A 20,965-nucleotide genomic window follows, 5' to 3' on the forward strand; every position below is an offset into this window, starting at 1 on the left:
GATGAAATTCAGTGAACAATGGCTGCGTGGCTGGGTAAGCCCGCAGGTAAGTCGTGACGAGCTGGTTGCTCGTTTGTCGATGGCCGGTCTTGAGGTCGATAGCGTTACTCCGGCCGCCGGCGTATTCAGCGGCGTGATAGTGGGCGAGGTGCTGAGCACCGAACAGCACCCGGACGCCGACAAGCTGCGCGTTTGCCAGGTCAGCAATGGCACGGAGACTTTTCAGGTCGTATGCGGTGCGCCAAACGTGCGCCCGGGCCTGAAGATCCCGTTCGCCACCATCGGTGCCGAGCTGCCAGGCGACTTCAAGATCAAGAAAGCCAAGCTGCGTGGCGTTGAGTCCAACGGCATGCTGTGTTCGCAAGCCGAACTGCAAGTGGGCGAAGGCAACGATGGCCTGATGGAGCTGCCGGCCGATGCGCCGGTGGGCCAGGACATTCGTGAGTACCTGAACCTGGAAGATGCCAGCATCGAGGTCGACCTGACCCCGAACCGCGGTGACTGCCTGTCCCTGGCCGGTCTGGCCCGTGAAGTTGGCGCACTGTACGCCGCCCAGGTCACTCGCCCGGTTGTTGCTTCCGTTCCAGCCGTGCACGACGAAGTGCGTTCGGTTGAAGTGCTGGCTCCGGCGGCGTGCCCGCGTTATCTGGGGCGTGTGATCCGTAACGTCGATCTGTCCAAGCCTACACCGCTGTGGATGGTCGAGCGTCTGCGTCGTGCTGACGTGCGCAGTATCGACGCAGCCGTCGACATCACCAACTACGTGATGCTGGAGCTGGGTCAACCGCTGCACGCCTTCGATCTTGCCGAAATCAACGGTGGCATCCGCGTGCGGATGGCCGAAGAGGGCGAGAAGCTGGTACTGCTCGACGGTCAGGAAGTCACCCTGCGTAGCGATACGCTGGTGATTGCCGACCACACCCGCGCTCTGGCAATTGCTGGCGTCATGGGCGGAGAGCACAGCGGCGTCAACACCGCGACTACACGCGATATTTTCCTGGAGAGCGCATTCTTCGATCAGATTGCAGTCGCTGGCAAGGCTCGTTCCTACGGCCTGCACACTGACGCTTCGCACCGCTACGAGCGTGGCGTGGACTGGCAATTGGCCCGTGAAGCCATGGAGCGCGCTACTGGCCTGCTGCTGGAAATCACCGGTGGCGAAGCCGGCCCAATCATCGAAACCGTCAGCGAGCAACATCTGCCGAAGATCGCTCCGGTTACCTTGCGCGCGCAACGCATTACTCAAATGCTGGGCATGGAAATGGATTCGGCCGAAGTTGAGCGTCTGCTCAACGCTTTGGGCTTGTCCGTTTCGGCCGATGGGGCAGGGCAATGGCGCGTTGAAGTGCCAAGCCATCGCTTCGATATCAGCCTGGAAGTCGATTTGATCGAAGAGCTGGCCCGCCTGTACGGCTACAACCGTCTGCCGGTTCGTTACCCGCAAGCTCGCCTGGCGCCGCAAGCCAAAGCGGAAGCTCGTAGCGATTTGCCTGAACTGCGTCGTCTGCTGGTGGCGCGTGGTTATCAGGAAGCGATTACTTACAGCTTCATCGATCCGAAACAATTCGAACTGTTTAATCCGGGTGTGGAGCCGCTGCTGCTGGCCAACCCGATTTCCAACGACATGGCTGCCATGCGCTCGTCCTTGTGGCCGGGTCTGGTCAAGGCGCTTCAGCACAACCTGAACCGTCAACAGGACCGCGTCCGTCTGTTCGAAAGTGGCCTGCGTTTCGTCGGTCAACTGGAAGGCCTGAAGCAAGAGCCGATGTTGGCCGGTGTTGTATGTGGTAGCCGTCTGCCGGAAGGCTGGGCGCAGGGTCGCGATGTCGTGGACTTCTTCGACGTCAAGGCTGACGTGGAAGCGGTGCTTGGTTTTGCCGGCGCGTTGGATTCGTTCACTTTCGTGCCGGGTAAACACCCAGCGTTGCACCCGGGTCAAACCGCGCGCATCGAACGTGAAGGCCGTTTGGTAGGTTTTGTAGGTGCCATTCACCCTGAATTGTCGAAAACCCTCGGGCTCGATCGTCCAGTCTTCGTTTTTGAGCTGGTTCTGGCTGAAGTGGCGTTGGGCAAAATGCCTAAATTCAGCGAGTTGTCGCGCTTCCCTGAAGTACGACGTGATCTTGCGCTGATCGCCGAAAAAGACGTCGCAGCCAGCGCTGTTCTAGAACGTAATCCGTGAAAATGCAGGCGAATGGCTGACAGACCTCAGGCTATTTGACGTGTATCAGGGTAAAGGCATTGATCCTGATAGAAAAAGCCTTGCAGTTGGCTTGACCTGGCAGCATCCATCGCGCACTCTTAATGACGATGAGGTGAATAACACTACGCAAAACATCCTCACCTCGCTCGAACAAAGGTTGAACGCCACGTTAAGGAAGTGACGTATGGGGGCTCTGACGAAAGCTGAGATGGCGGAACGTCTGTATGAAGAGCTGGGCCTGAATAAACGGGAGGCCAAGGAATTGGTCGAACTGTTTTTTGAAGAAATCAGGCACGCTCTTGAAGACAACGAACAAGTCAAATTGTCCGGTTTCGGAAATTTCGACCTTCGAGACAAACGCCAGCGGCCTGGCCGCAATCCGAAAACGGGTGAAGAAATCCCGATCACGGCTCGCCGTGTGGTCACCTTTCGTCCAGGGCAGAAGTTGAAGGCCCGAGTTGAGGCTTATGCTGGAACCAAGTCATAACGACGAGCTACCCGTCATCCCAGGCAAACGCTACTTCACCATCGGTGAAGTTAGCGAGCTGTGTGCCGTAAAACCGCACGTGCTGCGCTATTGGGAGCAGGAGTTTCCTCAACTCAACCCCGTCAAACGCCGCGGGAATCGCCGGTATTATCAGCGACAAGACGTGCTGATGATCCGGCAGATCCGCGCGCTCCTTTACGATCAAGGTTTCACCATCGGCGGCGCGCGTTTGCGCTTGTCCGGCGATGAAGCCAAAGACGACACCACCCAATACAAGCAGATGATTCGACAGATGATTGCCGAGTTGGAAGACGTGTTGGTAGTACTCAAGAAATAATTTCCTGAGTTTGAATACTTCCAGTTTTCAAACGCTTGCGATATATTCTTGAGCGTCCCTCGAGAAGAGGGACGAGTTTCACGCCTAGTCGGGGCGTAGCGCAGTCCGGTAGCGCACTAGCATGGGGTGCTAGGGGTCGAGTGTTCGAATCACTCCGTCCCGACCATATTTCCTGAGTAAAATCAGACAGTTAAGCAGATCAGCTAGATCGGCTTTTTTGTGTCTGCGCAAAACCCGCGCAAAACTGGCGCAAAACTACCCTGTGATTTCGCTGATATTCAGGTCCGGAATTGCTTCGGACCAGACGATTTCTTCGTGGTCCCGCTGGTAGTTTCTGGTCATGCCCTCGCTCGCATGACCAGCAATTTTCTGACCGTCCTTTCCGGCTTTCTTGTACAGGTGGAGCGACAGCGCTCGCACTTCATGGAAGCCCGGCATCTCTTCTTCCTTCCATCCCGCGTAGCAGTTCGCCGCCTCCCTGGCCTCCTTGAATGCTCGCGTCAAATACCTCTCCTCAACCTTTGTCCAGTGCTCCTTGGTCTGTGCTTGTTTCTGTTTCCGGCGCTGGGGCTTCCGGTGCACCAGGTAGGGCGATACGACATCGTCGCGGCATCGGCTGATGACCGACTGCAACTCCGGCGTTATCAGAAATCGTATCCACGCCGCGTCACTGGCCTTGGCCGTCTTCTTCTGCACCACGTACAGGTAACCCTCCCGACTGCCATCAAAACGCATATCGAGGATGTCTGTCCGGCGCTGGGCGGTGATCAACGCCAGGTCAATTGCGTTCTGCAGCCAAGCTGGCGACTTCTCCCGAATGGCTTTTAGTCCTTCTACCGTGTGGCGTTTGCGCTGCTTCTTCTCGATCCGGTTGATGGTGCTGGCCGCCGGGTTGTCCGGGCACAGTCCTTTGGACGCTGCGTGATTGAAGATGTCGATCAGTAGCGCCCGGCACTGGTTCGCCGTGCGCGGGGTGAGCGCGTCCAGCATCTCCGCGACCATGCGAATGGTTATTTCATCGATGGCCTTTCCCTCGAACTGCTTACGGAAACGCCGGAAGTGCACGGCGTAAAGACCCAGCGTTCCTTTGGCCAGCTCGCGGGGCGGAAGGACGTCTCGTTCGTAGGTGTCGAGGAAACCGGCAAATGATTCTGATGAGCTGCCCATCACGGCACCGATCAGGTCAGCGCCGCGCATGAATTCCAGATTCAGTTGCTTTGCGGCATCAATCGCCTTGATTCGGTCGCTGCCAAATTGGAACCACTTACCGTCGGTAGGCCGCCGGTAGCGATAAGTCGAGCGCCGCGAATCGAAATACAGGTTCTGCGGAAGGCTCTTGTTCGCCTTGTTGCGCGGCCGTGGGACCATCATGCAGCTCCTTTCAATACCATCGCCACCAGGTCGTTGCCGTCTGAACGGCTGAATGCGGTCCAGTCAACGTACCAGAGTTTCCCGATCTGCTCGCCGGGCACCATGCCGTTACGGATATGGTTACGGATGGCCTGCGGGCATTGCGGTGTTCCGTTTTCGCCCCAGCGCCGGCGCTGGAACTCACTGATCTTGATCAGCTCTCGTTTCATTGGGTGCTCCATGTCGCGCGTGGCGGCAGAAGGTTGGGAAGGTGGTTTGTGTGAATCAGATGAAGGGGGGCAAGCGAGTTGAGTGGGGTGAACTAAGGTTTATCGGTTCGCCTCGGCAGTTGCGTACATGTTTTCTCCCCTGAGGTGACTGGCGGGGCGGACCCTCAGCGCTGCGGCCCTTTGTAGCAGTACACGTAGGCGAACCAGGCGAGGGCGATCATGGCGTCACCTCAGTCTGATCCAGATCCTCCGCGGCGATCACGAACGTCTCGATGTTCTTGACCCGGTAGAAGCTGCAGTCGCAGTTCTTTCGAGCCCAGGCATCGAGAAGATCTTCAAGTTCTTGCTTTGCTTCGGCGCTGACTGTAGGGAAATCATCTGCCCACTCGCCGAGATCGCTCGAAGCTGCGTTGTCAGCCATGGCGTCGATCACCGCATCCGAATCGACGAGCTCAGCAGGATCCGCATAGTGAATCTCTCCGCGCTGGCACTTATTGCCCGGGGCGAGTTCGTCGTTTTGGCTTAGGAAAGAACACCAGTCAGCGGTCCAGTCCTCACCATTGGAGGAGTAGGCGTACTCGATGCCGGCCGGCACGACAGGCAAAACAGTTTCTTCAGGCATGACTGTTCCTTTGCCGCTATAGCGGCTGACTTTGAAGGGAGAGGGAGTTACGTGTATTTGGTGCTGATGCGCTTGGCGATGGCTTCGAGCTTTTCGGCCATGGCCCACATGTCGTTGTTGTCGCGGCGTGAGACGACCGGGGAGCGTTGGACGTTGCGACCGATGAGGATCTTCGCTGCCAGCAGGATCAGCCAGGCTTCGAACTTGCGGTGGACGAAGCGCTTCATGCCGGCGCTACCGGGTGCGTCGCGTTCCAGTGCTCGAATGCTTCTTGCGTGGTAGCCGCTTCGATCTTCTCGTCGCAGGGGTAGCAATGCGCAACGCCGCCGGCCGCTCCGACATCGCGGTGACCTTGTTTGCACGGGTTCATATGCCATTCATCGTCACTGGTGGCTTCTGGATATTCAGGCCGCTCAGGCGGATAGGCCGGAGCTGTCATTGCCTGGTCAATGGCTGCACGAAGGTTCTCGCTGTAGTTCTCGCCGATGACGCGCTCGGTCGGCTTATCCATCCAATGGCCGACGATCTCGATACTGATGCTGCTGTCGCCGGCATCGCCGTTCGGGCTGCTGTCGAAGCGAACATCCCAGCAATTCGATTCCAGCGTATCCAACCGGGCCTTGTCCCGCTCCAGCTCATCAATCTTCTGATCCGCGGCGTTCAGGCCCTGCTGCAGGGCATGTTCTCGAGCTTTGACGTCCTCGAGGTGCTGCGCCAGTGTGCACGCGAAGTCTCCGGCCAGCCGCTCAGCGATGTACTGGCGGTAGTCGTGACGCTTGAGCACCGTCTTGAACAGGTTGGCGATGTACCCGCGGCCGCCATCTGGCGTGTTCAAGTCGAAGCTAGGTCCGGTCGGTTGGTTTTCTGTGGGCATGGGTACACCTCATCGGTATAGTCGACACCCATTAACAATGGGGCGACAAAATGGCGGATAGTCTTTTTCATTACACAGACGCTGGCGCTGTTAAATCTATTTTAGAAAATCAAGAGTTTTGGCTGACTGATATACGATTCTTAAATGACTCGCAGGAGTTAAATGATGGAGTCGTGTTCATACTTGATGCTCTGTCAGCCCTAAAGAAGAAAAGAGAGGGCGACGATCAGTTTATCCTTCGAGCAATAAATGAGCTGAGACTTTCATTCGAGACTCATATATCCCATTGGATTGATAGTCAGCCGATATTTGTATGTTCATTCAGTAAGTCGGGCAATCAACTTAGTCAGTGGAGAGCTTACGGGTCTTATGCAATAGAGTTTGATAGTGATCGGCTTTGGGGTGATATTGACCTTTTCGAATGTTTTTATGATAGTGATAAAAAGAATAAAATTGTCGCTGAGGAAGTCAGTCAATCGGTTCAGGGGCTTGCTCAGGATTTCATGGTTCATGGTGATGAGATCACGGAAGATTCATTGATTCACCTATCTACCCTCGTGAGAACTGCGTCTACGTTCAAAGATGCAAATTTCTATGAAGAACAAGAGGTTCGATGCGCAATTGACTTGTCATTGCCAAATGAAAATTTAAAGTTTCGGCAGCGCGGAAATTTATTGATTCCATACACTGCTGTTAAATTTACGGTTGGATGTATTAAAGCTATCCACGTTGGACCTATGCGCGACCAAGATCTCGCCTACACCGCTATGAAAACGTTTGTTGCCAACACAGAGCACCAGTTGTTAGCGAACGGAGTAGGCCAGGAGAGCCGGATACAAGTTATTAAATCAAAAATTCCTTTTAGAGCGCCATGATTTGGCCCTTTTAAGCGGCTAATCGCTGGTAAAGCTCGATGATGTCGGCGGCATTGGCGGCGACCAGCGCTTCGGCCTCATCCGGGCAGACGCTGTTGCCGATCAGCCGGACCTGGTCCGTCTTGTTGATGTCGCGCCATTCTTCCGCACCGGTGACCGGATCGACGAACAGGCCGCGGTCGATGATGTAGTCCTTGTCGAAGCCCTGAGCCGCCTTCAGTTCTGGTGGCTGCAGCATGCGCAGGGTGATGTCGACCAGCACATAGCCGCCGACCATGACCATCTCGGCCGGGTCTTTGAAATGCTCCGGCAGATGCTCGTGCATGAAGGCGGCGCAGCGCCGAGCGCCTTCCATCTGTTCCGAAGTCAGGGTGTCCGGCACCTGAACAACCTCAACCAGCGCAACGCGGTCCTTCGTCGGCAGAGTGTGCATCGGCTCAGTGAGCGAAATGCCGTCCTTCTCGTTGCCGTAGTACTTCACCAGGTAGGCGCTGGCCAAACGTTGATTGGCGCCTGACTGGCAGATAGTCGATAGTGGTGAGTCTGCGGCTCGGCCATCGCCGTCGTAGAAACCTCCGTTCGCCTGCTCGAAGAACGCCGCCGTTACCGCATGGTGCCCGGTGCTGGTAGCGACTACGCCGAGCGGGCCAGCAACGTCGGCCCCGACGGATCCTTTCCGTAAGGTGACCATGTTCGCGGCGACAAGCGCCTGCTCGCCTCGGTTGGCGCCAGTTACTGTCCGGAAGGGATCATCAGGGGAGTAACCACTTCGCTCTCCGTGATGGGTGAGGTGGGTCAGATGGCAGGCAGCCAGGGCGAAGTGGCCACCCTTGACCTGAGCGACCTGAGTACGCAGTGGTTCCACCGCACTGAAGTTTCGTTGAGACGAGCCGTTGGCGCATTCGGTGAGGAATGGCGCGGCTACCGGCTGCACCAGTGCGTAATGCGTGCCGCCGGCGCTGATGGTCGATAAGGATTCGTCCACGCTGTGGGTGCTGGTGTGTGATTCCGACGTGCCGCGCATCGGGACAATGAACGGCTTCGCGCTGGTCAGCACATGTCGCCAGCAACCCTTGGCTACGCGCCGCATCGTGTTCACTGCCATCGGCTTGGCCCGGAAGATCGTGCGGCCCAAGTTGCTCCAGTCGATGCATTCCGCGGCAGTGCGCCAAGGTTGCTGTTTGGCCGTCGGCGTCTTGTGGCGCTTCGGCGCTGGCCAAATGATAGGCTGGCCATCGCTGCGTGCTACCAGGTACAGGCGCTTACGAATGGTCGGCGTGCCAGCGTTGGCCGCGATGCGCTCTCGCCATTCGACGTTGTAGCCAAGGCCACGCACCAGTGCCTCCATCGGTACGAACTCGCCGATGGCCTGCATGATCTCCGGCATGTCTGGGTGATCGGCTGCCAGCCCGGTGCTGATCGCGGTAATGAATGCCTTGAACGTGCGCCCGCGCTCGGCCTTGATCGGCTGGCCTTCGGGGTCGATCGGTCCCCAGTCGCAGAACTCTTCAACGTTCTCCAAGAAGAGCAGACGCGATTTGGTGATGAACAGCCAACGAATCACCACCCATGCCAGCCCGCGGACACCCCGGTCGCGCGGTGCGCCCCCTTTGGCTTTACTGTGGTGGCGGCAATCGGGTGATGCCCAGATGATTGCCACTGGCTGGCCGCCGGTTGCCTCTCGAGGATCGACCTCGTACACATCCGCCACATAGTGAGCTGTCTTCGGGTGGTTGGCACGGTGAACGGCTAGGGCGATCGGGTTGTGGTTTACCGCCACGTCCGGCTCCCGATACGCCCGGGCAATGCCGGTACTGGCGCCGCCGCCGCCGGCGAACAAGTCCACCACCAGCTCTTTTTCGAACGGCAGGCCCATGCTTGGCTGGCCATGGATGAAATGGGGTTTTTTCTGTCGTGCGGACATAGGGGATCCTCGCCGACTGGCGTGATTCGTTAATTTCGGGTATTAAATGATGTTTATTTGCCACTAATCGGTGAGAAAAATGGCGTTAAAGTTGGAAATTTCAGGGAACACCTTCGAGGGATTTCAAACGGCGGTTTCAGTGGCCCACGGCTCTGATGCTGAAATAAAATTCACCGATAACAATTTGAAAAACTGCATTAATGGGATCGTCGAAAGGGACAAGACATCTTTTCTTGATGGGCTAGGTCTTCCACAAGACACTCCAGTTGATGCCGTTCTTGAAGTGATTCAGGCTTTACGGGTTGATCCAGCAGCAGGCGAGGAAAAACGTTTGGCTACGGTAAAAGCTTCGCGCGCGTGGGCTTACGTTGAGAGATCTTCCAACGCAATCACTGTTGTTCAAGGGCTTGTTGCTTTAGCCGCTTCCGGTATTGGAATTCCGAATTTATTCTGATCGACCTATAAAGCTCGGTGTTTCCAGTCAGGCACCAACTTCCGTGACCGGATTTTTCCGTGGCAATTTGAGTTGTTATGAAGCATTCCGGATGTCAGCAGGTCGCTGGGGCAAGGAGAGAAAAATGGACTCGCAGATGTGGTCGAACTTGATAGCAGCACTTGCATTTGTTGTGTCTATTACAGCAGCAGTTTTTTCTTGGAGAACGGCGGCTCATGCGAAACTGGCAAACAACATCGCGATCCACCAATATCAAAAAGAGATATATCAGGCTTTTTTTGAAGTGCGTAAATTGTTGAGTAGCCGTGCGCTGTATATGCAGAACGATGAGCTGAGACCATTTGGGCTTGTTTTCAAATCCTCCGCCCTTTATGTAAGTGGTGCGCTGTCGACGCAGCTTCTAGCGTTTTACGATGAGTGCTTCAAGATAGAAGACTTCCATAATAGATTGGAAGTGGATCGCGACTATTTTAGACTTCTAGCTAATGAACCAGTTGAATTAGCGGCCTCGGAACTGGAAGAGTCTCGGGCAAACGCCGAGAAAGAAGTGGAAAATTCTCGAGCTAATCTGTTGGAGTGCTTGGAGATTGCGGCAGAGTTAGCCAAGAAAGTAGATGATCGGTTCGCAAGCGAAATCACGTTGAAGTAATACGTTAATCAGTGCTGCAAGTCTTCATCGCCTCACGGTTGTATGCCAGTTCCAGTTTCCGCGACACCTTCTCACTGATCCTGATTTCATGTCGCGACATCATGGAAAAACGGGCGGACTGTTCGGCGGGCGCGGCAGCGAGATTGATCAGGAGTGTCGACACCGTCTCCTGCCACTCCTCGAAGTCGTGGCGCTCGCCCAGCACCTGAAGTGCATCAGCGAGCGCTTTCGACACAATCAGCGTGCGCTTCTCGGCGCCGATCCGATCCAGCAGAGCTTTCTCCTTGGCGCGCTTGTCCTTCTGCAATTCCGCGTTGCTCTTGGCCATGGCCTGCCTCTTCAATTCCGTGGGCCGGTAGATCCAGCCATGTCTGTCGTCGGCGCTGGCGCACCTGGTTGCTGACTTTCCTCACGCTGCGACCTTCACCTGATGCCAGGCGCCGGCGGCGTAGAAAAGCTTCGCGGCCTGGGCTTCTTCGAGTGTCACCTCGGCTGGAACCGCAATCCAGCCTGACGCAACCAAATGATTGGGGTTGCAGCTGTCTCGCAGCTCCAGGTAGTAGTGCTCGATGGCATCCGTCAGACGCTCGACCTTGTAGATGCCCTCCGGCGATATCTCCACCGACTTGACGTACTCGACGCCACGCTCGTCTCGACACATGGCGCTGAGGTAGATCGTCCAGCGGTAGGCGAAGTCGAACAAAGCGTTGGCAATCGCCAGGCTCCGGATCTGCCGGCAGCTCTTCCAGTTCGCCATGATCTGCTCGCCGCTCGGGTCGATATTCACGACCGCGACGTGATTGGTTCGCAGCAATGCCCGGCAACTTCGTTCGGCCCGGGCGAAGCCGTTGTTTGCCTTGCGCTTGCTCATAACGCCTCCGCGAGTTTCCGCAGCGCCTTGCGTTCAGCTGCGGTGATGGCGGGACGACGACGCTTGAGGATGGTGTCGGGATCGATCTTCGCCGAGCGCTCCGCCGGTGGGGGATTGATCTGAGTGGGCTCTGCTCTGGAGAAGCGTCCGCCCGCGGCTAGGTGCTGTTCGACCTGACTGGAAAGCTCCTGCGCTTTATCGCGCCGGAACTCGATGTCGTATTTCAGATTGCTGATCATGATCAAGCTCCTAGGCGATGGGCCTGCGCCCTGGCCTTGTCCGCGACTTCATCCACCATGCGATTCAGCTCCAGGTTGAACTGGACCAGCTCTATGTGAAGGTTGGCGATGTAGTCTTCGTCGCGGTAAATGGTTTCGATGTAAAGCTGACACTCTTCATCCTGACGAGAATCGAACGACAGAAAGTCCCACCATTTCCGTCCCGTGACGAACATGCAGCCCTGGACCTGTGGCATGTGTTCCTCGGGCATACCTTCGAGCCAGGTCCTGACGTGAATCGCCTCATTGAAAGGGCACTTCGACTCGGTGCCCCCGTCATCATTGATGAGGCCGTCTGGTGAACAGCCGAGCCAGTCGTACTTCGGGTGGACGATGAACTCTGACGGTATGACGATGTTGCCGGTCAGCATCTCGTAGGCGTCCTGGGCCTTCTGTTCTTCGGTGTGACCCCACTTCATGGAAGCGCTGCTGACGTTGTGCTTGGACTTCTTCGCCAGTCGCTCGAAGCACAGCTCGCGCATGTATGAGGTGCGCGCCCCCATCGGCTCGCGCTTCCCTTGTTTGTCAGGCTTGCCCCAGGCCAGCACATCTTTGAATCGGCTGGCTGTCACTCGTCCTGATCGGTCGGCATGCCACTTCTCCGTGCCCTGAAGTTCCGCCCTCACTACGCTGCCTCCTCGGCCTGCGCCAGGTCGTCGTGGTTGCCGGTTATGTCGGTGAAGTCGCCATCAACAGTTGCCGCCATGGCCTTGAGCGCCTCATGGCACTCCAAGCCGATTGCTGCGCGCTGCTTCGGCTTGAGACCTGCCCAAGCTGCTGCATAGGCTTCGATGTCCTGCTGCTTCGCGACAGCCAAAAGGTCTGCGAATACTCCGTCGATTTCCGGCGACGGGGATTTCGGGCCGAATGACACGCTGGAGGCGGCGGCAGTGTTCGCAGCCTGCTTCACAGGGGTGATATCGATTTCGCCGCCGTACGAGTCTTCGAACTCGTCGGGCGTATAGACGCCGAGGATGACGTCAGGGCAGAAGAGTCGCGCCCATTTTTTTGTCACCAGGTAGGCAATCTGTTGCTTGGGGTCTTCCGCCCAAAGCGTAGAGTTTCGCGTGCGGACTTGGGTGAGCAGAAGTTCCAGAACGCGGGGCTCATCTTCTCCCTTGAAGGTCGCCCAAACCCTGATCCCGAGACCTTTTTCGTCGTCGAAGCTCCAAGCCGGAACACGGTACTTTTTGAACTCGCCAGTGTCCTCGTCCTTCTTCGTCTTGCTGGTGACTTCGCGCATTTTGCCAATGACGTTTTCCCAGGCGCCGAACCATTCGAAGTTCAACCGCCCCTTCACTGGGGCCTTGGCGGTGATCACTGCGTTGACGAGCTGCGCCTCATAGCTCAATGCACCGCCGTTGACGATGAACGTCTTCTGCGCAACAGCGAAGGGGTTCATCTGCCACTGCATTGCTTGTAGTACTACTGCCATGCAGTCAGCTTGATTCCCCTTCAGATGCTTGGGGACTGTTGTCACGCCCTTGGACATCATCAGGGCGAGGTCACTCATCGACTTCATGGTGCCTGGGTCGAGGATGAGCGCTGCCGCGTTGTGCGATGGATCGAGGTAAGTGGCAATGCCAGTTGGTGCTTGGGTTTCTGAATCGATCATTACGCTCTCCGTGGCCGGCCTGGAGTCGGTCGGCCTTCAGATGGAAAGGGGAGTTAGAAGCAGATGGCACGAAGCCAGGCGCGAGCAGTGTCGAGGTCCACGTCGAAGCCCAGGGCGACAACCTCGACGATGTCCTCAACCGATGGCGCGGTCGTAGTCACGTCGTCAGATTCAGCATCGACCGCATGTGTGCTGGCGGGGAAGACTTCAACCTTTTCTGCCACCAGTGCAGGAGTCGCGGCAATTACTGGGGCCGGTGCGGCAGCCTGTGCGCGCAGGCGAGCCAGCTCTTCTTGGTCACGTTGATACTGTGCGTCGCGCTCGCGCTGCTGGCGCTGTTGTTCTGCCTGCTGCTCACGCTGTTGGCGTTGCTGTGCTTCCATGTCGCGGCGCTGCTGGTCCAGCTCGTCCTGCTGCTTCTTCAAACGCAGGCGGTCTTCCTCCGCACGCTGCTTGCGCAGTTCCTCAGCCTCAGCGTCGGCAATGCGTTGCTTCTCGCGCAACTCGTCCAGTTCTTTCTGCTGGGCCAGCAGCTTGGCGGCAGCCTCTTCGCGTTCAACGGCAGACTTGTGCAACGTTTCAAGCTGATCAATGGCATTGTCGCGGGCGATGGTGCCTTCAGCTTCGAACTCGGCATATTCTTCGGGCAGGATCACCGACTCTTTGACGCTTTGCAGAACGGTCGCGACATCAGCAGCGCTGCGGTTTGCGTATGCAGCAGCGACAGAGCTGAAGCGGGTGATCTTCGTCCGAATGGTCTCTACGCGTTCAGCCTCGGCACGCTCGCGCTCGGCCTTGGCATCAGCTACGCGCTTTTCTTCGGCTTTGATTGCTTCGTCAACAGGCGCTTCGATTGCCAAGACCCGATCCTTCAGGGCCTCGCCGAATTCCTTTACCTGGTTGACGCGGGTCTGGGCATCTTTGACCGCCTGCTGATAAGGCACGAGCGCCGTCTTGGTGGTGTTCGCCAGGGCATACCGCACGTCGCGGATGTCGACGCGAACTTCCTTCGCATTCGCCAACCCTTCGCTGGTCGAGCAGTCAACGACCAGCTTCCCGTAAGTGGTCTCCAGACGAACGATCTGTTCTTCATGCGGCCGATATTCGGCGATGTCGGTGACGGCTACCGCAGGGGCAACAGATTTTTGTGCACCGTCGGTTTCGCTGATTTCGAGGGATTCTTGAACGGCTGCTTTAGTATTTGCGGACATGACAGTTCCTTGCCGCGCGGTGCGCAGCGTTTGAAGTGATGGCTTATTGAGTGACGCGATCAGCCAGAGCGCTGAGCAGCATCCAGAGAGTGAAGAAGGCGAGTACAGGGAAGCTGCCACGCCAGATCAGCAGGCGCCGCGCACGCTGGTGGCTGGTCATCGCGATTCGGCCATCGGCAGTTGGGCCTGCTGCTGAATCTCGCGCATCTCGGCATAGGTTCCCCACCAGAAGACGGTGACGACGACGCAAATCCAGTAGATGAGCTTCATGGTCGAACCCTTACAGCGATGCGGCGACCCTTCATGGTGGGCGCCAGGCGCTGCGGCAGGTTTGCGACCAGCTCTTCGCGCTTGCGGCCGATCACTTCATTGAAAGGCAGGCCGAAGCCGAGCAGGGCGATCTTGCGCTCGATGTCGTCGAGTTGCTCGTCGATCAGGGTTTTCACTGGCGCGGTGGTCATGACGCTCTCCCTTGCCGCCTATCAAAGGTGCGGCGCAAACGCTCGGTGTAGTGGGCGTCTTCCTCAGCGCTAATAATGCTCAGCGTGCGGAAGATGAGGATTGCGGTGTTGGCTGATGCCTTTACCGCTATGGCGCTGCACTGCGGGTCGATCATGCTTTGGATGTAGCCATCAAGCATTCCGATTGCCAGATCGTGGTTGCTGGTCATGCCGGTTTCTCCTTCAGCCCCCAAAACTCGCCAATTGCATCCACAGCTGCCTCGACACGTATCGCGCTCGCCTTGCGCTCAGCAAGCAATCGAACATCGCGATCCGCCAGCGCCTGGGTGCGTTTGATCTCGGTCGCCTCGTAGTCGTGGAACTGCTCAGGTTGCGATTTCTTCTCGCGCCCCCAAGCGTCGTAGCGCCTGTCCCACTCTCGGGCCTGCGCGCTATCTGCATAACTGGTCGACATGGTCGCCTCCAGAGTGGCGGATGTTGATCCAACAAAACTCGGCTGCACTCATCCATTCCGCTGGTTGCCGTTGGGCGCGGAGGGGAGTGCATGCGGGTGGTGTTGGGGGAGGGGGTGATGTTTTTTCAGCGTTGGTTTTGGCTTGTGGGTTTGATGTATCTCACCAGTGAATCATTGAGCTGGCTGACGGTCATATCGCCGACCTTTGCTTTTAGGACGTTCAAATGAATCGCGCAGTAATAATGTTCATGGCCATCTCAGGCTCTCTTCTGTTGGGAGGCTGTGGGCCTCACTGGGACGACGGAGAAAGGTACGGTCGTGATCGGGGTTATGATCATGGTCGCGGATACGACCGAGGGTATGACGATGACCGAGGGCACTACCGCAGATATGATCGTCGCGACAATGATCAAGGGTATGAGCGCAATCACGATCGCGATCGTGACGATAGAGACGACTAAACCGCTCTGATCCCACTACATCCTCACCAAGGCTAATCTGTGAAATCCCCAGGCCCGCTGCTGGCGACGGCCTGGGTTTTCAGCATCAGCAATGTGCGATGTCGTTCGGTTGGGCCTACCGATCTCCGGTTGATGCGCGGTCACATCTTCGGCCCTGCTGTCCGCTGCCTGTATGAGTGTTGGGTGCAGCCTTCAGGCTTGCCGCGCCACGCGAGTGGATCGTTTACTGGTGCATGACTGCCAATCCCCCATTCCGGGTTGTTTGATAAATGCAGGTGGCCGGTATAAGCCGGGGTTTCGTCCGCATCGGTAGGTGCTATAAGCCGTGAGTGATGGACAAATCGCTGATGATGCAGACCGACCCGTCTTCTGGGTCAGTGGTGTCGGAGTAATCGATCTGGTTGTACACGCCGCCGTGGAAGGCGAGAGTTTTGGTGTCCCAGGTGTTGTCGAGATGCATGATTGCGGAGGTGGATTTGACGCCGTTACAGCTCGCCGATACGGAAACGGCGCCGCTCGAATTGGCGTGAATGTTGATTTTGAAAAGTGCGCCGAGCGGCACGCTCTCTAGTACTGTGAAGTTCACCGGATCGTCTTGCAGGTAGCTCGACCGGAAACCCATGATGATTTTGCCTTTGTTCCAGAACACCTTTACAGGTGGTCGCTCCGAATCCTTCACATGAATCTGAGCGATCACAACCTTCTGCAGCGAGTTGACCTTCGTCAGTCGCATTTCCTGGCGATTCCAGTGATCAGCAGCGCTGGAGAACAACCAATAACCTGGCTCCTTCCATTCGCAACGGGTCCGTTTCGTGCTCTTGCTCGATGCTCCGAGTGTCGGCGCTGTCATCTGCAGCGAACCATCGGGAAGCATCGAGACAACGTCTGGACACTCGAGTAGTGCCCGCCAGCCGATAAGTTCAAGCGCAATCGGGTTGGTATCGGAGATCGGAAGCGGGGTAGCGATAGTGAAGTTGCTGATGTCTACAGTCATAGTTTGTGCCTCATTCCATTGATGTCGTCTTTTGCTCAGTTGAGCCTTTCGTTTGATGCAGGCCTACATCCCCAAGCCCACTCATTGAATGGGCAGAGGTGATGCGGTCATCCTTCACGGCTCATCTGCTCATGGTTTGCGTGTTCTTCGCTGCAGAACGGCAAGCGATCGTTTCGAACCACTTTGCGGTTCCGCGCCTGGTCGTATGCCTGGTAGATGATGTTTCGATAGATGACGAGGTCTGCGGGCTTGCCGCAGCGGGTGCATTTCGTTGGCGCTGTTGCTGATTGATCCATTGCTGTTGCTCCGGTTGTTTTCCCAATGCACCCGTCACCAGGTGCATCAGTGAAAAATTCCGTTTCTCCACCACGCGCATCGCCCGATTCATATCTCTGGCCGTCGTCGCACATTTCGTGTTCGGTGCTGGTACGGCTGGCTTGCGTGGTTTCGCGTACTCACATCTGGTGAGCACGGCCAGTTCCAGAGCTGGCGTGGCATCAACTATTTGTTGCTCGCGCTTACCGGTTGAAACCCGGGGTAGTCGATGGCGAGGATCCTGAGCTGTTAAAGAGCGGCGGGTCTCTTGAGGCCCTTCGCAGTGGCTGTGTGTCGCTGCGATGGATGCAATTTAGAAAACTAAACAAAACTCGTCAACACTTATTTTAAGAAAACTTAACATGTCTTGCGAAATGCGGTCTCGGCAAATTGAAAAAGATCAAGACTTACGATTTAAAAAATGCTGGCGTATGCTCTTCAATAACTGGATATATATACAGTTATTTGGGGGCAAGAATGGCGAAGGCAAAGAAGACAGAAAAACCAGTAATACGGCACGAGGTAAGCGGGATTGAGCGCCTTGGCCTGCGCGTTTCATCGATGATCAATCACCCGGTAGCGCAGGTTCAGCGCTGGGTGACGATCCATCGCCTGGACACAGACGGGGATCGGGAGTGGGAGGCGGTGCTGAGCGTGATCGCTGATACCGACGAGCTTGAGCTGACACTCAATGACGATGGCAGCGTGACGGTGAGGTGGGAGCAGCAGGAAGTTGAGGTGGCAGGGAAGGGGGAGGCTGAGTTTGAACTGCAGGAGGAGCCGGCACCTTTCTGACTGGCATGAAAAAGCCCGCTCAGTGGCGGGCTACGGAATCAGATCGGGGGATATACAAGAAGACCAGCGTAGCGGCCAGGCTACGTCATTGTGATTAAGGCATATCAAGCTTATCAAGCTCTCGTCCGAGCTTATCCTTCAATGAACCTGAGGTTGTTGAAATTGTACTGATCGTTGCCGATCTCGGTGTGGAGGCTTCGCGCCTCTGTGACTGAAATTCTCCGCCCGTGACGGCCTGCTTGAATGATAGAAAATCGGAGCTTGCACGAGTCCAAAGGACAGCGCTGTATCTGCTGAAGCGTGATGATATGTCTTTGATCTTTGTATTTATAACAACGCCAGAAGTCCCTGTGTCGCTTCCTGGCTTCATCCAGTAATCGATAGCAAGGGCTGTCAATTCCTCAATGTCTCTGTGGATTTGCTCGATCCTTTGCCTTCGCTGATCTTTCTCGCGATCGATTCTTGCCTTCGACTCAGCAGCAAGCCTCAACCCCTCTGCTTTCGACTCAGCAGCAATCCGCAACTGATCTGCCCTAGCGTTAGTTTTTGTCTGAGCGCATGCGGTCCAGATCGAAATTACCAAGGCGAACCAAGCAGGTATGTCTCCCAGATCCATTCCGGCCTCAGGCATGTGCTGCGTCAATGTATTGCCAAATCTCATCTATAACGTACGGGTCTTCCTTGTAGCGAAACTTCAATTTCTTATGAAGCGCTTCTTTGGTGAATTTTTTCAAGCGCACCAAGCCACCAAACGCCTCCTCAAGAAAAGAAGATCCGTAACCCATGGAGCCGTCAAGATCTACCTCAACCACGTCGTACTCACGCAGCTTAGGCTCCAGAAGGTCATCCCTAAACACCTCACCAGAAAAAGCGCCATCAACGCGGTAACGCCCCGCTGGGTACTGACTAAACTCACTAGCGATTGCTATGGTTGTCATGTTCATCTTCCAAATCCTGCATTTCTTTAACCGGGATTGCCCATTGGATCACTGTCCCGAGTATAGATTCAGTGTACGCACCGTCTTTATATGTAGGTGGGGCGGTAGAAAAATCAATACCGACAGCTCCCATGTTGCTATAGACCGACAGGCGGCCACCAAGGTCCTGGGCGGCCTTGAGGATATTTCGCCTCATCCCTTTACCTCTGTGGTCCTGTTCTGTACGCGTTCGGCCGAGCTCAAGAGACCGCCTGATCATGTTCCTGTCTCGTTTACCTTCGGAAAGCATAGTGAGCTTCACTATGTCCTCGATGTGTTCGGCCCACTTCTCGGGCAATGTGACAGGAATGCCAAGGCCAAGGTCACAAAATGCTACGTGCAGCCATCCATCTAAGACCTCAGCAAACACCCACCAACGTCGCTCGTCGGCGGATGCCGAGCCGCTTAACCTATCTCCGCGCGGCCTTAGATAGGCGTGATGCACGGCATTATCCATGGCCTCGCCCACTCCCGTTACAAGTTTTTTGTAGCCTGCAGGTAACTGGACTTGGATTATCTTCATAAGGGCATCAGCGCTTAGCTGATTTACACTCACGTCTGACGCATATCGCCATTTCGCGACCGTAGTGTCTTCATCAGTCACCTGCAGCCGATGCCGCTTCTCCAAAATGTCAAATAGGCCGATCTGCTGGAAAACTTTTTCGACCGTTTCGTCTTTAGGATAGCCACATTTTAGCCGGCATCTCCCGCGCAGAGAGCGGGTTATCCTGTCGATCTCCGCCAACATCAGCAGCGTTCCGCAGGAATTTACCTTCTCTGTTTGGGCAAAACTAATCGTGACACTATTGCGCCTTGTACAGGCTTTCCTAAGATTTCTCAGGAAAACCACCAGTTCTGCTTGGATATGCTTGTTATAAAGTCCAATCACTTTGGGTGCGATCAGTGGCTCTGGCCTTATAGGCCGTCCCTTTGCTTTAGTACGCGAGGAGAGGGGCTTGCCTCGAGACTTTGACGCAAGCCTGTTCCTGGCAATACGTCTTTGTCGTGAAAAATAGTCATCCGGGTTGAGCTTCAAGCATCACTCCTTGTTGAATGGATCAATCTCTGCATGTCTTCGATAATTTTCAATGCGTCAGTGACCTGCTCATCGCGGGTTCTGTCTTGAGATTATTAGGTCGTCAAGCGCTTGAGTAAAATGGCATACCAAACAAGGGCGCGCTAACCTGGCTCTGGGCAGGTCAATCAGCCTTCTTCCGCATAATCCTTCCCACCTTCACCTCATCCGCATAAACAGCCAGCTTCTGCTGCTGAGCCTCCAGCAGCGCGCACATTTTCATCAGCGCCACTGATTCGTTCGGAGTCTTGTTACATCCAGCCATGCTCGCCAGCTCGCCAACAGTCCAGCTAATTATTGCCCCCGCATCCTCAAGGTCATAGAACAGCTCCTGCTGCGCGGTGCGTGGCCCGTCGAGCCCCTGGATGAGATCTGCCATAAGTTCTCCGTCTGCCATGGCAGTCTTCAATGAAGAGTCTTTCGGCTCTCGCCAATCCTGATTCGATCAAGCGCCCGATTTAGAGAATCCAGGGCATCGAGAAGGGCTTTCGCTTCTGCTTCTCGACCGTCGCCCCAAAGACGTTCAGCCATTTTGTTCAGGGCGAGGATTGATTGCTCTATGTCTGCAGCAGTTGCTGTGACTTTGCTATCCGGCTGATTCTTCGTGGTGATGGGCATGGCTTCAAACCGGTTGTCCGTTCCACACGTAAAGCACCCGGGCCAGTATGTGGGTGTCATCCACACGAATGTCCTCAGGGTCGTGGTGCTTGTTATCCGAGATCATCTTGAAGCGATCCTTGCCTTTCTTCTGCAAGCGCTTCACGTACAGCATTTCGTCGTGGGAGAAGAGGTAGATACCATCCCCGGTGAACTCCCTGATCGTGATGTCGACCAGTAGGGGGTCTCGATCCTTGATCGTCGGGGCCATCGACTGCCCCCAGCCAGTGATCATTTTGAGATGGAAGTGCTCTTTGAACGTGACGCCCATCTCGCGCAGATGCTTGGGGCTGACCCTTATGTCCTGAAGCATTTCTGGGTATTCGTGCGGGATCTGCCCGCCACCCATTGCGGCCCGAACATCGTAGTGGGCAATCCACACCTCGTCGCCAACCTGGCCTGGCCGAGAGAAATCGACGGTGATGACGTTGCTTTTCTCTTCAACCGCAGCAAGAAGGCGGGATCGAGCATCATCAGACAGGCCTTTCCCGGCCTTCGACGACAGCATTTGCGAGACCAGTTCTGCGGCAGTTGAACCTGAACCGGATCTATCCACTGAAGTAGTCGTACCTGGCGACCCAGTGCCTTCAGATAGCCAATCAGGTGAGCAGTGGAGTGCGCGCGCCAGGGAAAGCAAATTTTTACCCTTGGCACCATTTGTTCCGCTCACCCAAAAGCTGACCGTGGCCTTTGATACCCCAGTCAGCTTGCTGATGTCTGTAGCGCTGAGGTTCAGCTCCCTCATGCGCGCGGTCACGCGGTCTTTAAATTCCATATTTAGGATTCTAAACAATTC

At 55.9% G+C, this 20,965-nt stretch carries 29 protein-coding genes, 1 tRNA gene and 1 pseudogene; 8 read left to right on the top strand and 23 right to left on the bottom strand.

The genetic code is table 11. The annotated features are described in order from the left end of the window. Position 1 precedes the first annotated feature (1 nt). From pheT to AB4N76_RS24575, 4 genes and pseudogenes are all read left to right on the top strand, one after another. A pseudogene (gene pheT / locus AB4N76_RS24560) lies at positions 2–2,384 on the top strand (phenylalanine--tRNA ligase subunit beta). 3 nt (positions 2,385–2,387) lie between these two features. Next, positions 2,388–2,690 carry an integration host factor subunit alpha gene (ihfA, locus tag AB4N76_RS24565; protein ID WP_002553164.1) on the top strand — a complete coding sequence of 101 codons (303 nt, stop codon included), beginning with the start codon at positions 2,388–2,390 and terminating at the stop codon, positions 2,688–2,690. Next, positions 2,671–3,027, top strand: coding sequence for a MerR family transcriptional regulator (locus AB4N76_RS24570; RefSeq protein ID WP_003179985.1), 357 nt, complete (start codon positions 2,671–2,673; stop codon positions 3,025–3,027). Before ihfA ends, AB4N76_RS24570 begins: the two co-directional genes overlap by 20 nt. Positions 3,028–3,116: 89 nt before the next feature. Continuing rightward, a tRNA-Pro gene (locus tag AB4N76_RS24575) sits at positions 3,117–3,193 on the top strand. Between the two features lie 89 nt (positions 3,194–3,282). On the opposite strand, the gene AB4N76_RS24580 is transcribed toward AB4N76_RS24575, so the two are convergent. From AB4N76_RS24580 to AB4N76_RS24600, 5 genes are all read right to left on the bottom strand, one after another. Beyond that, complete coding sequence (locus tag AB4N76_RS24580) at positions 3,283–4,395, bottom strand: phage integrase Arm DNA-binding domain-containing protein (RefSeq protein WP_460164635.1); 1,113 nt, start codon at positions 4,393–4,395, stop codon at positions 3,283–3,285. Further along, on the bottom strand, positions 4,395–4,607 hold the full coding sequence (locus AB4N76_RS24585; protein WP_214382149.1) for a hypothetical protein: 213 nt from the start codon (positions 4,605–4,607) through the stop codon (positions 4,395–4,397). The genes AB4N76_RS24580 and AB4N76_RS24585 overlap by 1 nt, the downstream gene beginning before the upstream one ends. A 217-nt stretch (positions 4,608–4,824) precedes the next feature. Beyond that, the gene (locus tag AB4N76_RS24590; protein WP_460163624.1) at positions 4,825–5,229 is read right to left on the bottom strand and encodes a hypothetical protein; all 405 of its coding nucleotides are present in this window, start codon (positions 5,227–5,229) and stop codon (positions 4,825–4,827) included. Positions 5,230–5,276: 47 nt separating this feature from the next. Continuing rightward, positions 5,277–5,456 (bottom strand): hypothetical protein, encoded by a 180-nt coding sequence (locus tag AB4N76_RS24595; protein ID WP_460163625.1) that lies wholly within the window; start codon positions 5,454–5,456, stop codon positions 5,277–5,279. Next, positions 5,453–6,103: a hypothetical protein gene (locus AB4N76_RS24600; protein ID WP_460163626.1), complete on the bottom strand. Its 651-nt coding sequence runs from the start codon at positions 6,101–6,103 to the stop codon at positions 5,453–5,455. Before AB4N76_RS24600 ends, AB4N76_RS24595 begins: the two co-directional genes overlap by 4 nt. A gap of 50 nt (positions 6,104–6,153) precedes the next feature. On the opposite strand from AB4N76_RS24600, the gene AB4N76_RS24605 reads away from it, so the two are divergent. Then, positions 6,154–6,978: a DUF2971 domain-containing protein gene (locus AB4N76_RS24605; protein WP_460163627.1), complete on the top strand. Its 825-nt coding sequence runs from the start codon at positions 6,154–6,156 to the stop codon at positions 6,976–6,978. Between the two features lie 10 nt (positions 6,979–6,988). On the opposite strand, the gene AB4N76_RS24610 is transcribed toward AB4N76_RS24605, so the two are convergent. Beyond that, positions 6,989–8,902: a DNA cytosine methyltransferase gene (locus tag AB4N76_RS24610; RefSeq protein WP_460163628.1), complete on the bottom strand. Its 1,914-nt coding sequence runs from the start codon at positions 8,900–8,902 to the stop codon at positions 6,989–6,991. Positions 8,903–8,981: 79 nt separating this feature from the next. Here AB4N76_RS24610 and AB4N76_RS24615 point away from each other — a divergent pair, with 79 nt between their 5' ends. Together AB4N76_RS24615 and AB4N76_RS24620 are read left to right on the top strand one after the other, a co-directional pair. Beyond that, positions 8,982–9,356, top strand: a complete 375-nt coding sequence (locus AB4N76_RS24615) for a hypothetical protein (RefSeq protein ID WP_460163629.1) — start codon at positions 8,982–8,984, stop codon at positions 9,354–9,356. A 43-nt stretch (positions 9,357–9,399) separates the two neighbouring features. After that, positions 9,400–10,005 (top strand): hypothetical protein, encoded by a 606-nt coding sequence (locus AB4N76_RS24620; RefSeq protein ID WP_460163630.1) that lies wholly within the window; start codon positions 9,400–9,402, stop codon positions 10,003–10,005. 4 nt (positions 10,006–10,009) lie between these two features. On the opposite strand, the gene AB4N76_RS24625 is transcribed toward AB4N76_RS24620, so the two are convergent. From AB4N76_RS24625 to AB4N76_RS24675, 11 genes are all read right to left on the bottom strand, one after another. Next, positions 10,010–10,333: a hypothetical protein gene (locus tag AB4N76_RS24625; RefSeq protein WP_460163631.1), complete on the bottom strand. Its 324-nt coding sequence runs from the start codon at positions 10,331–10,333 to the stop codon at positions 10,010–10,012. Between the two features lie 81 nt (positions 10,334–10,414). Then, on the bottom strand, positions 10,415–10,876 hold the full coding sequence (locus tag AB4N76_RS24630) for a hypothetical protein (RefSeq protein WP_460163632.1): 462 nt from the start codon (positions 10,874–10,876) through the stop codon (positions 10,415–10,417). Then, positions 10,873–11,115 carry a hypothetical protein gene (locus tag AB4N76_RS24635; RefSeq protein ID WP_460163633.1) on the bottom strand — a complete coding sequence of 81 codons (243 nt, stop codon included), beginning with the start codon at positions 11,113–11,115 and terminating at the stop codon, positions 10,873–10,875. The genes AB4N76_RS24630 and AB4N76_RS24635 overlap by 4 nt, the downstream gene beginning before the upstream one ends. A 2-nt stretch (positions 11,116–11,117) precedes the next feature. Further along, positions 11,118–11,780 carry a lambda exonuclease family protein gene (locus tag AB4N76_RS24640; RefSeq protein WP_460163634.1) on the bottom strand — a complete coding sequence of 221 codons (663 nt, stop codon included), beginning with the start codon at positions 11,778–11,780 and terminating at the stop codon, positions 11,118–11,120. After that, positions 11,780–12,769 (bottom strand): RecT family recombinase, encoded by a 990-nt coding sequence (locus AB4N76_RS24645; protein ID WP_460163635.1) that lies wholly within the window; start codon positions 12,767–12,769, stop codon positions 11,780–11,782. The genes AB4N76_RS24640 and AB4N76_RS24645 overlap by 1 nt, the downstream gene beginning before the upstream one ends. Positions 12,770–12,822: 53 nt before the next feature. Further along, on the bottom strand, positions 12,823–13,980 hold the full coding sequence (locus tag AB4N76_RS24650; RefSeq protein ID WP_460163636.1) for a hypothetical protein: 1,158 nt from the start codon (positions 13,978–13,980) through the stop codon (positions 12,823–12,825). A 266-nt stretch (positions 13,981–14,246) separates the two neighbouring features. Next, positions 14,247–14,441 carry a hypothetical protein gene (locus tag AB4N76_RS24655; protein ID WP_460163637.1) on the bottom strand — a complete coding sequence of 65 codons (195 nt, stop codon included), beginning with the start codon at positions 14,439–14,441 and terminating at the stop codon, positions 14,247–14,249. Continuing rightward, positions 14,438–14,650, bottom strand: coding sequence for a hypothetical protein (locus AB4N76_RS24660; RefSeq protein ID WP_460163638.1), 213 nt, complete (start codon positions 14,648–14,650; stop codon positions 14,438–14,440). Before AB4N76_RS24660 ends, AB4N76_RS24655 begins: the two co-directional genes overlap by 4 nt. Next, positions 14,647–14,895, bottom strand: coding sequence for a hypothetical protein (locus AB4N76_RS24665; protein WP_460163639.1), 249 nt, complete (start codon positions 14,893–14,895; stop codon positions 14,647–14,649). The genes AB4N76_RS24660 and AB4N76_RS24665 overlap by 4 nt, the downstream gene beginning before the upstream one ends. 777 nt (positions 14,896–15,672) lie before the next feature. Further along, positions 15,673–16,350 carry a polysaccharide lyase family 7 protein gene (locus tag AB4N76_RS24670; protein ID WP_460163640.1) on the bottom strand — a complete coding sequence of 226 codons (678 nt, stop codon included), beginning with the start codon at positions 16,348–16,350 and terminating at the stop codon, positions 15,673–15,675. 107 nt (positions 16,351–16,457) lie between these two features. Further along, positions 16,458–16,760 (bottom strand): hypothetical protein, encoded by a 303-nt coding sequence (locus AB4N76_RS24675; protein WP_460163641.1) that lies wholly within the window; start codon positions 16,758–16,760, stop codon positions 16,458–16,460. 382 nt (positions 16,761–17,142) lie between these two features. On the opposite strand from AB4N76_RS24675, the gene AB4N76_RS24680 reads away from it, so the two are divergent. After that, positions 17,143–17,460, top strand: coding sequence for a DUF1654 domain-containing protein (locus AB4N76_RS24680; protein ID WP_460164636.1), 318 nt, complete (start codon positions 17,143–17,145; stop codon positions 17,458–17,460). Between the two features lie 94 nt (positions 17,461–17,554). Here the strand turns inward: AB4N76_RS24680 and AB4N76_RS24685 are convergent, their stop codons facing one another. The 6 genes from AB4N76_RS24685 to AB4N76_RS24710 all read right to left on the bottom strand — a co-directional run bounded on the left by AB4N76_RS24685 (position 17,555) and on the right by AB4N76_RS24710 (position 20,944). Further along, on the bottom strand, positions 17,555–18,076 hold the full coding sequence (locus AB4N76_RS24685; RefSeq protein ID WP_460163642.1) for a hypothetical protein: 522 nt from the start codon (positions 18,074–18,076) through the stop codon (positions 17,555–17,557). Between the two features lie 7 nt (positions 18,077–18,083). Continuing rightward, the gene (locus AB4N76_RS24690; RefSeq protein ID WP_460163643.1) at positions 18,084–18,404 is read right to left on the bottom strand and encodes an STAS-like domain-containing protein; all 321 of its coding nucleotides are present in this window, start codon (positions 18,402–18,404) and stop codon (positions 18,084–18,086) included. Then, positions 18,376–19,473 (bottom strand): ATP-binding protein, encoded by a 1,098-nt coding sequence (locus tag AB4N76_RS24695; RefSeq protein ID WP_460163644.1) that lies wholly within the window; start codon positions 19,471–19,473, stop codon positions 18,376–18,378. Before AB4N76_RS24695 ends, AB4N76_RS24690 begins: the two co-directional genes overlap by 29 nt. A 163-nt stretch (positions 19,474–19,636) precedes the next feature. Continuing rightward, the gene (locus tag AB4N76_RS24700) at positions 19,637–19,891 is read right to left on the bottom strand and encodes a hypothetical protein (RefSeq protein WP_460163645.1); all 255 of its coding nucleotides are present in this window, start codon (positions 19,889–19,891) and stop codon (positions 19,637–19,639) included. Positions 19,892–19,917: 26 nt separating this feature from the next. After that, complete coding sequence (locus AB4N76_RS24705) at positions 19,918–20,130, bottom strand: hypothetical protein (RefSeq protein ID WP_460163646.1); 213 nt, start codon at positions 20,128–20,130, stop codon at positions 19,918–19,920. Positions 20,131–20,134: 4 nt separating this feature from the next. Then, a complete protein-coding gene (locus AB4N76_RS24710) occupies positions 20,135–20,944 on the bottom strand; it encodes a S24 family peptidase (protein WP_460163647.1) in 810 nt (269 codons plus the stop codon). Between the last annotated feature and the right edge of the window lie 21 nt (positions 20,945–20,965).

The sequence above is a fragment of the Pseudomonas sp. S2_F03 genome (assembly GCF_054668335.1).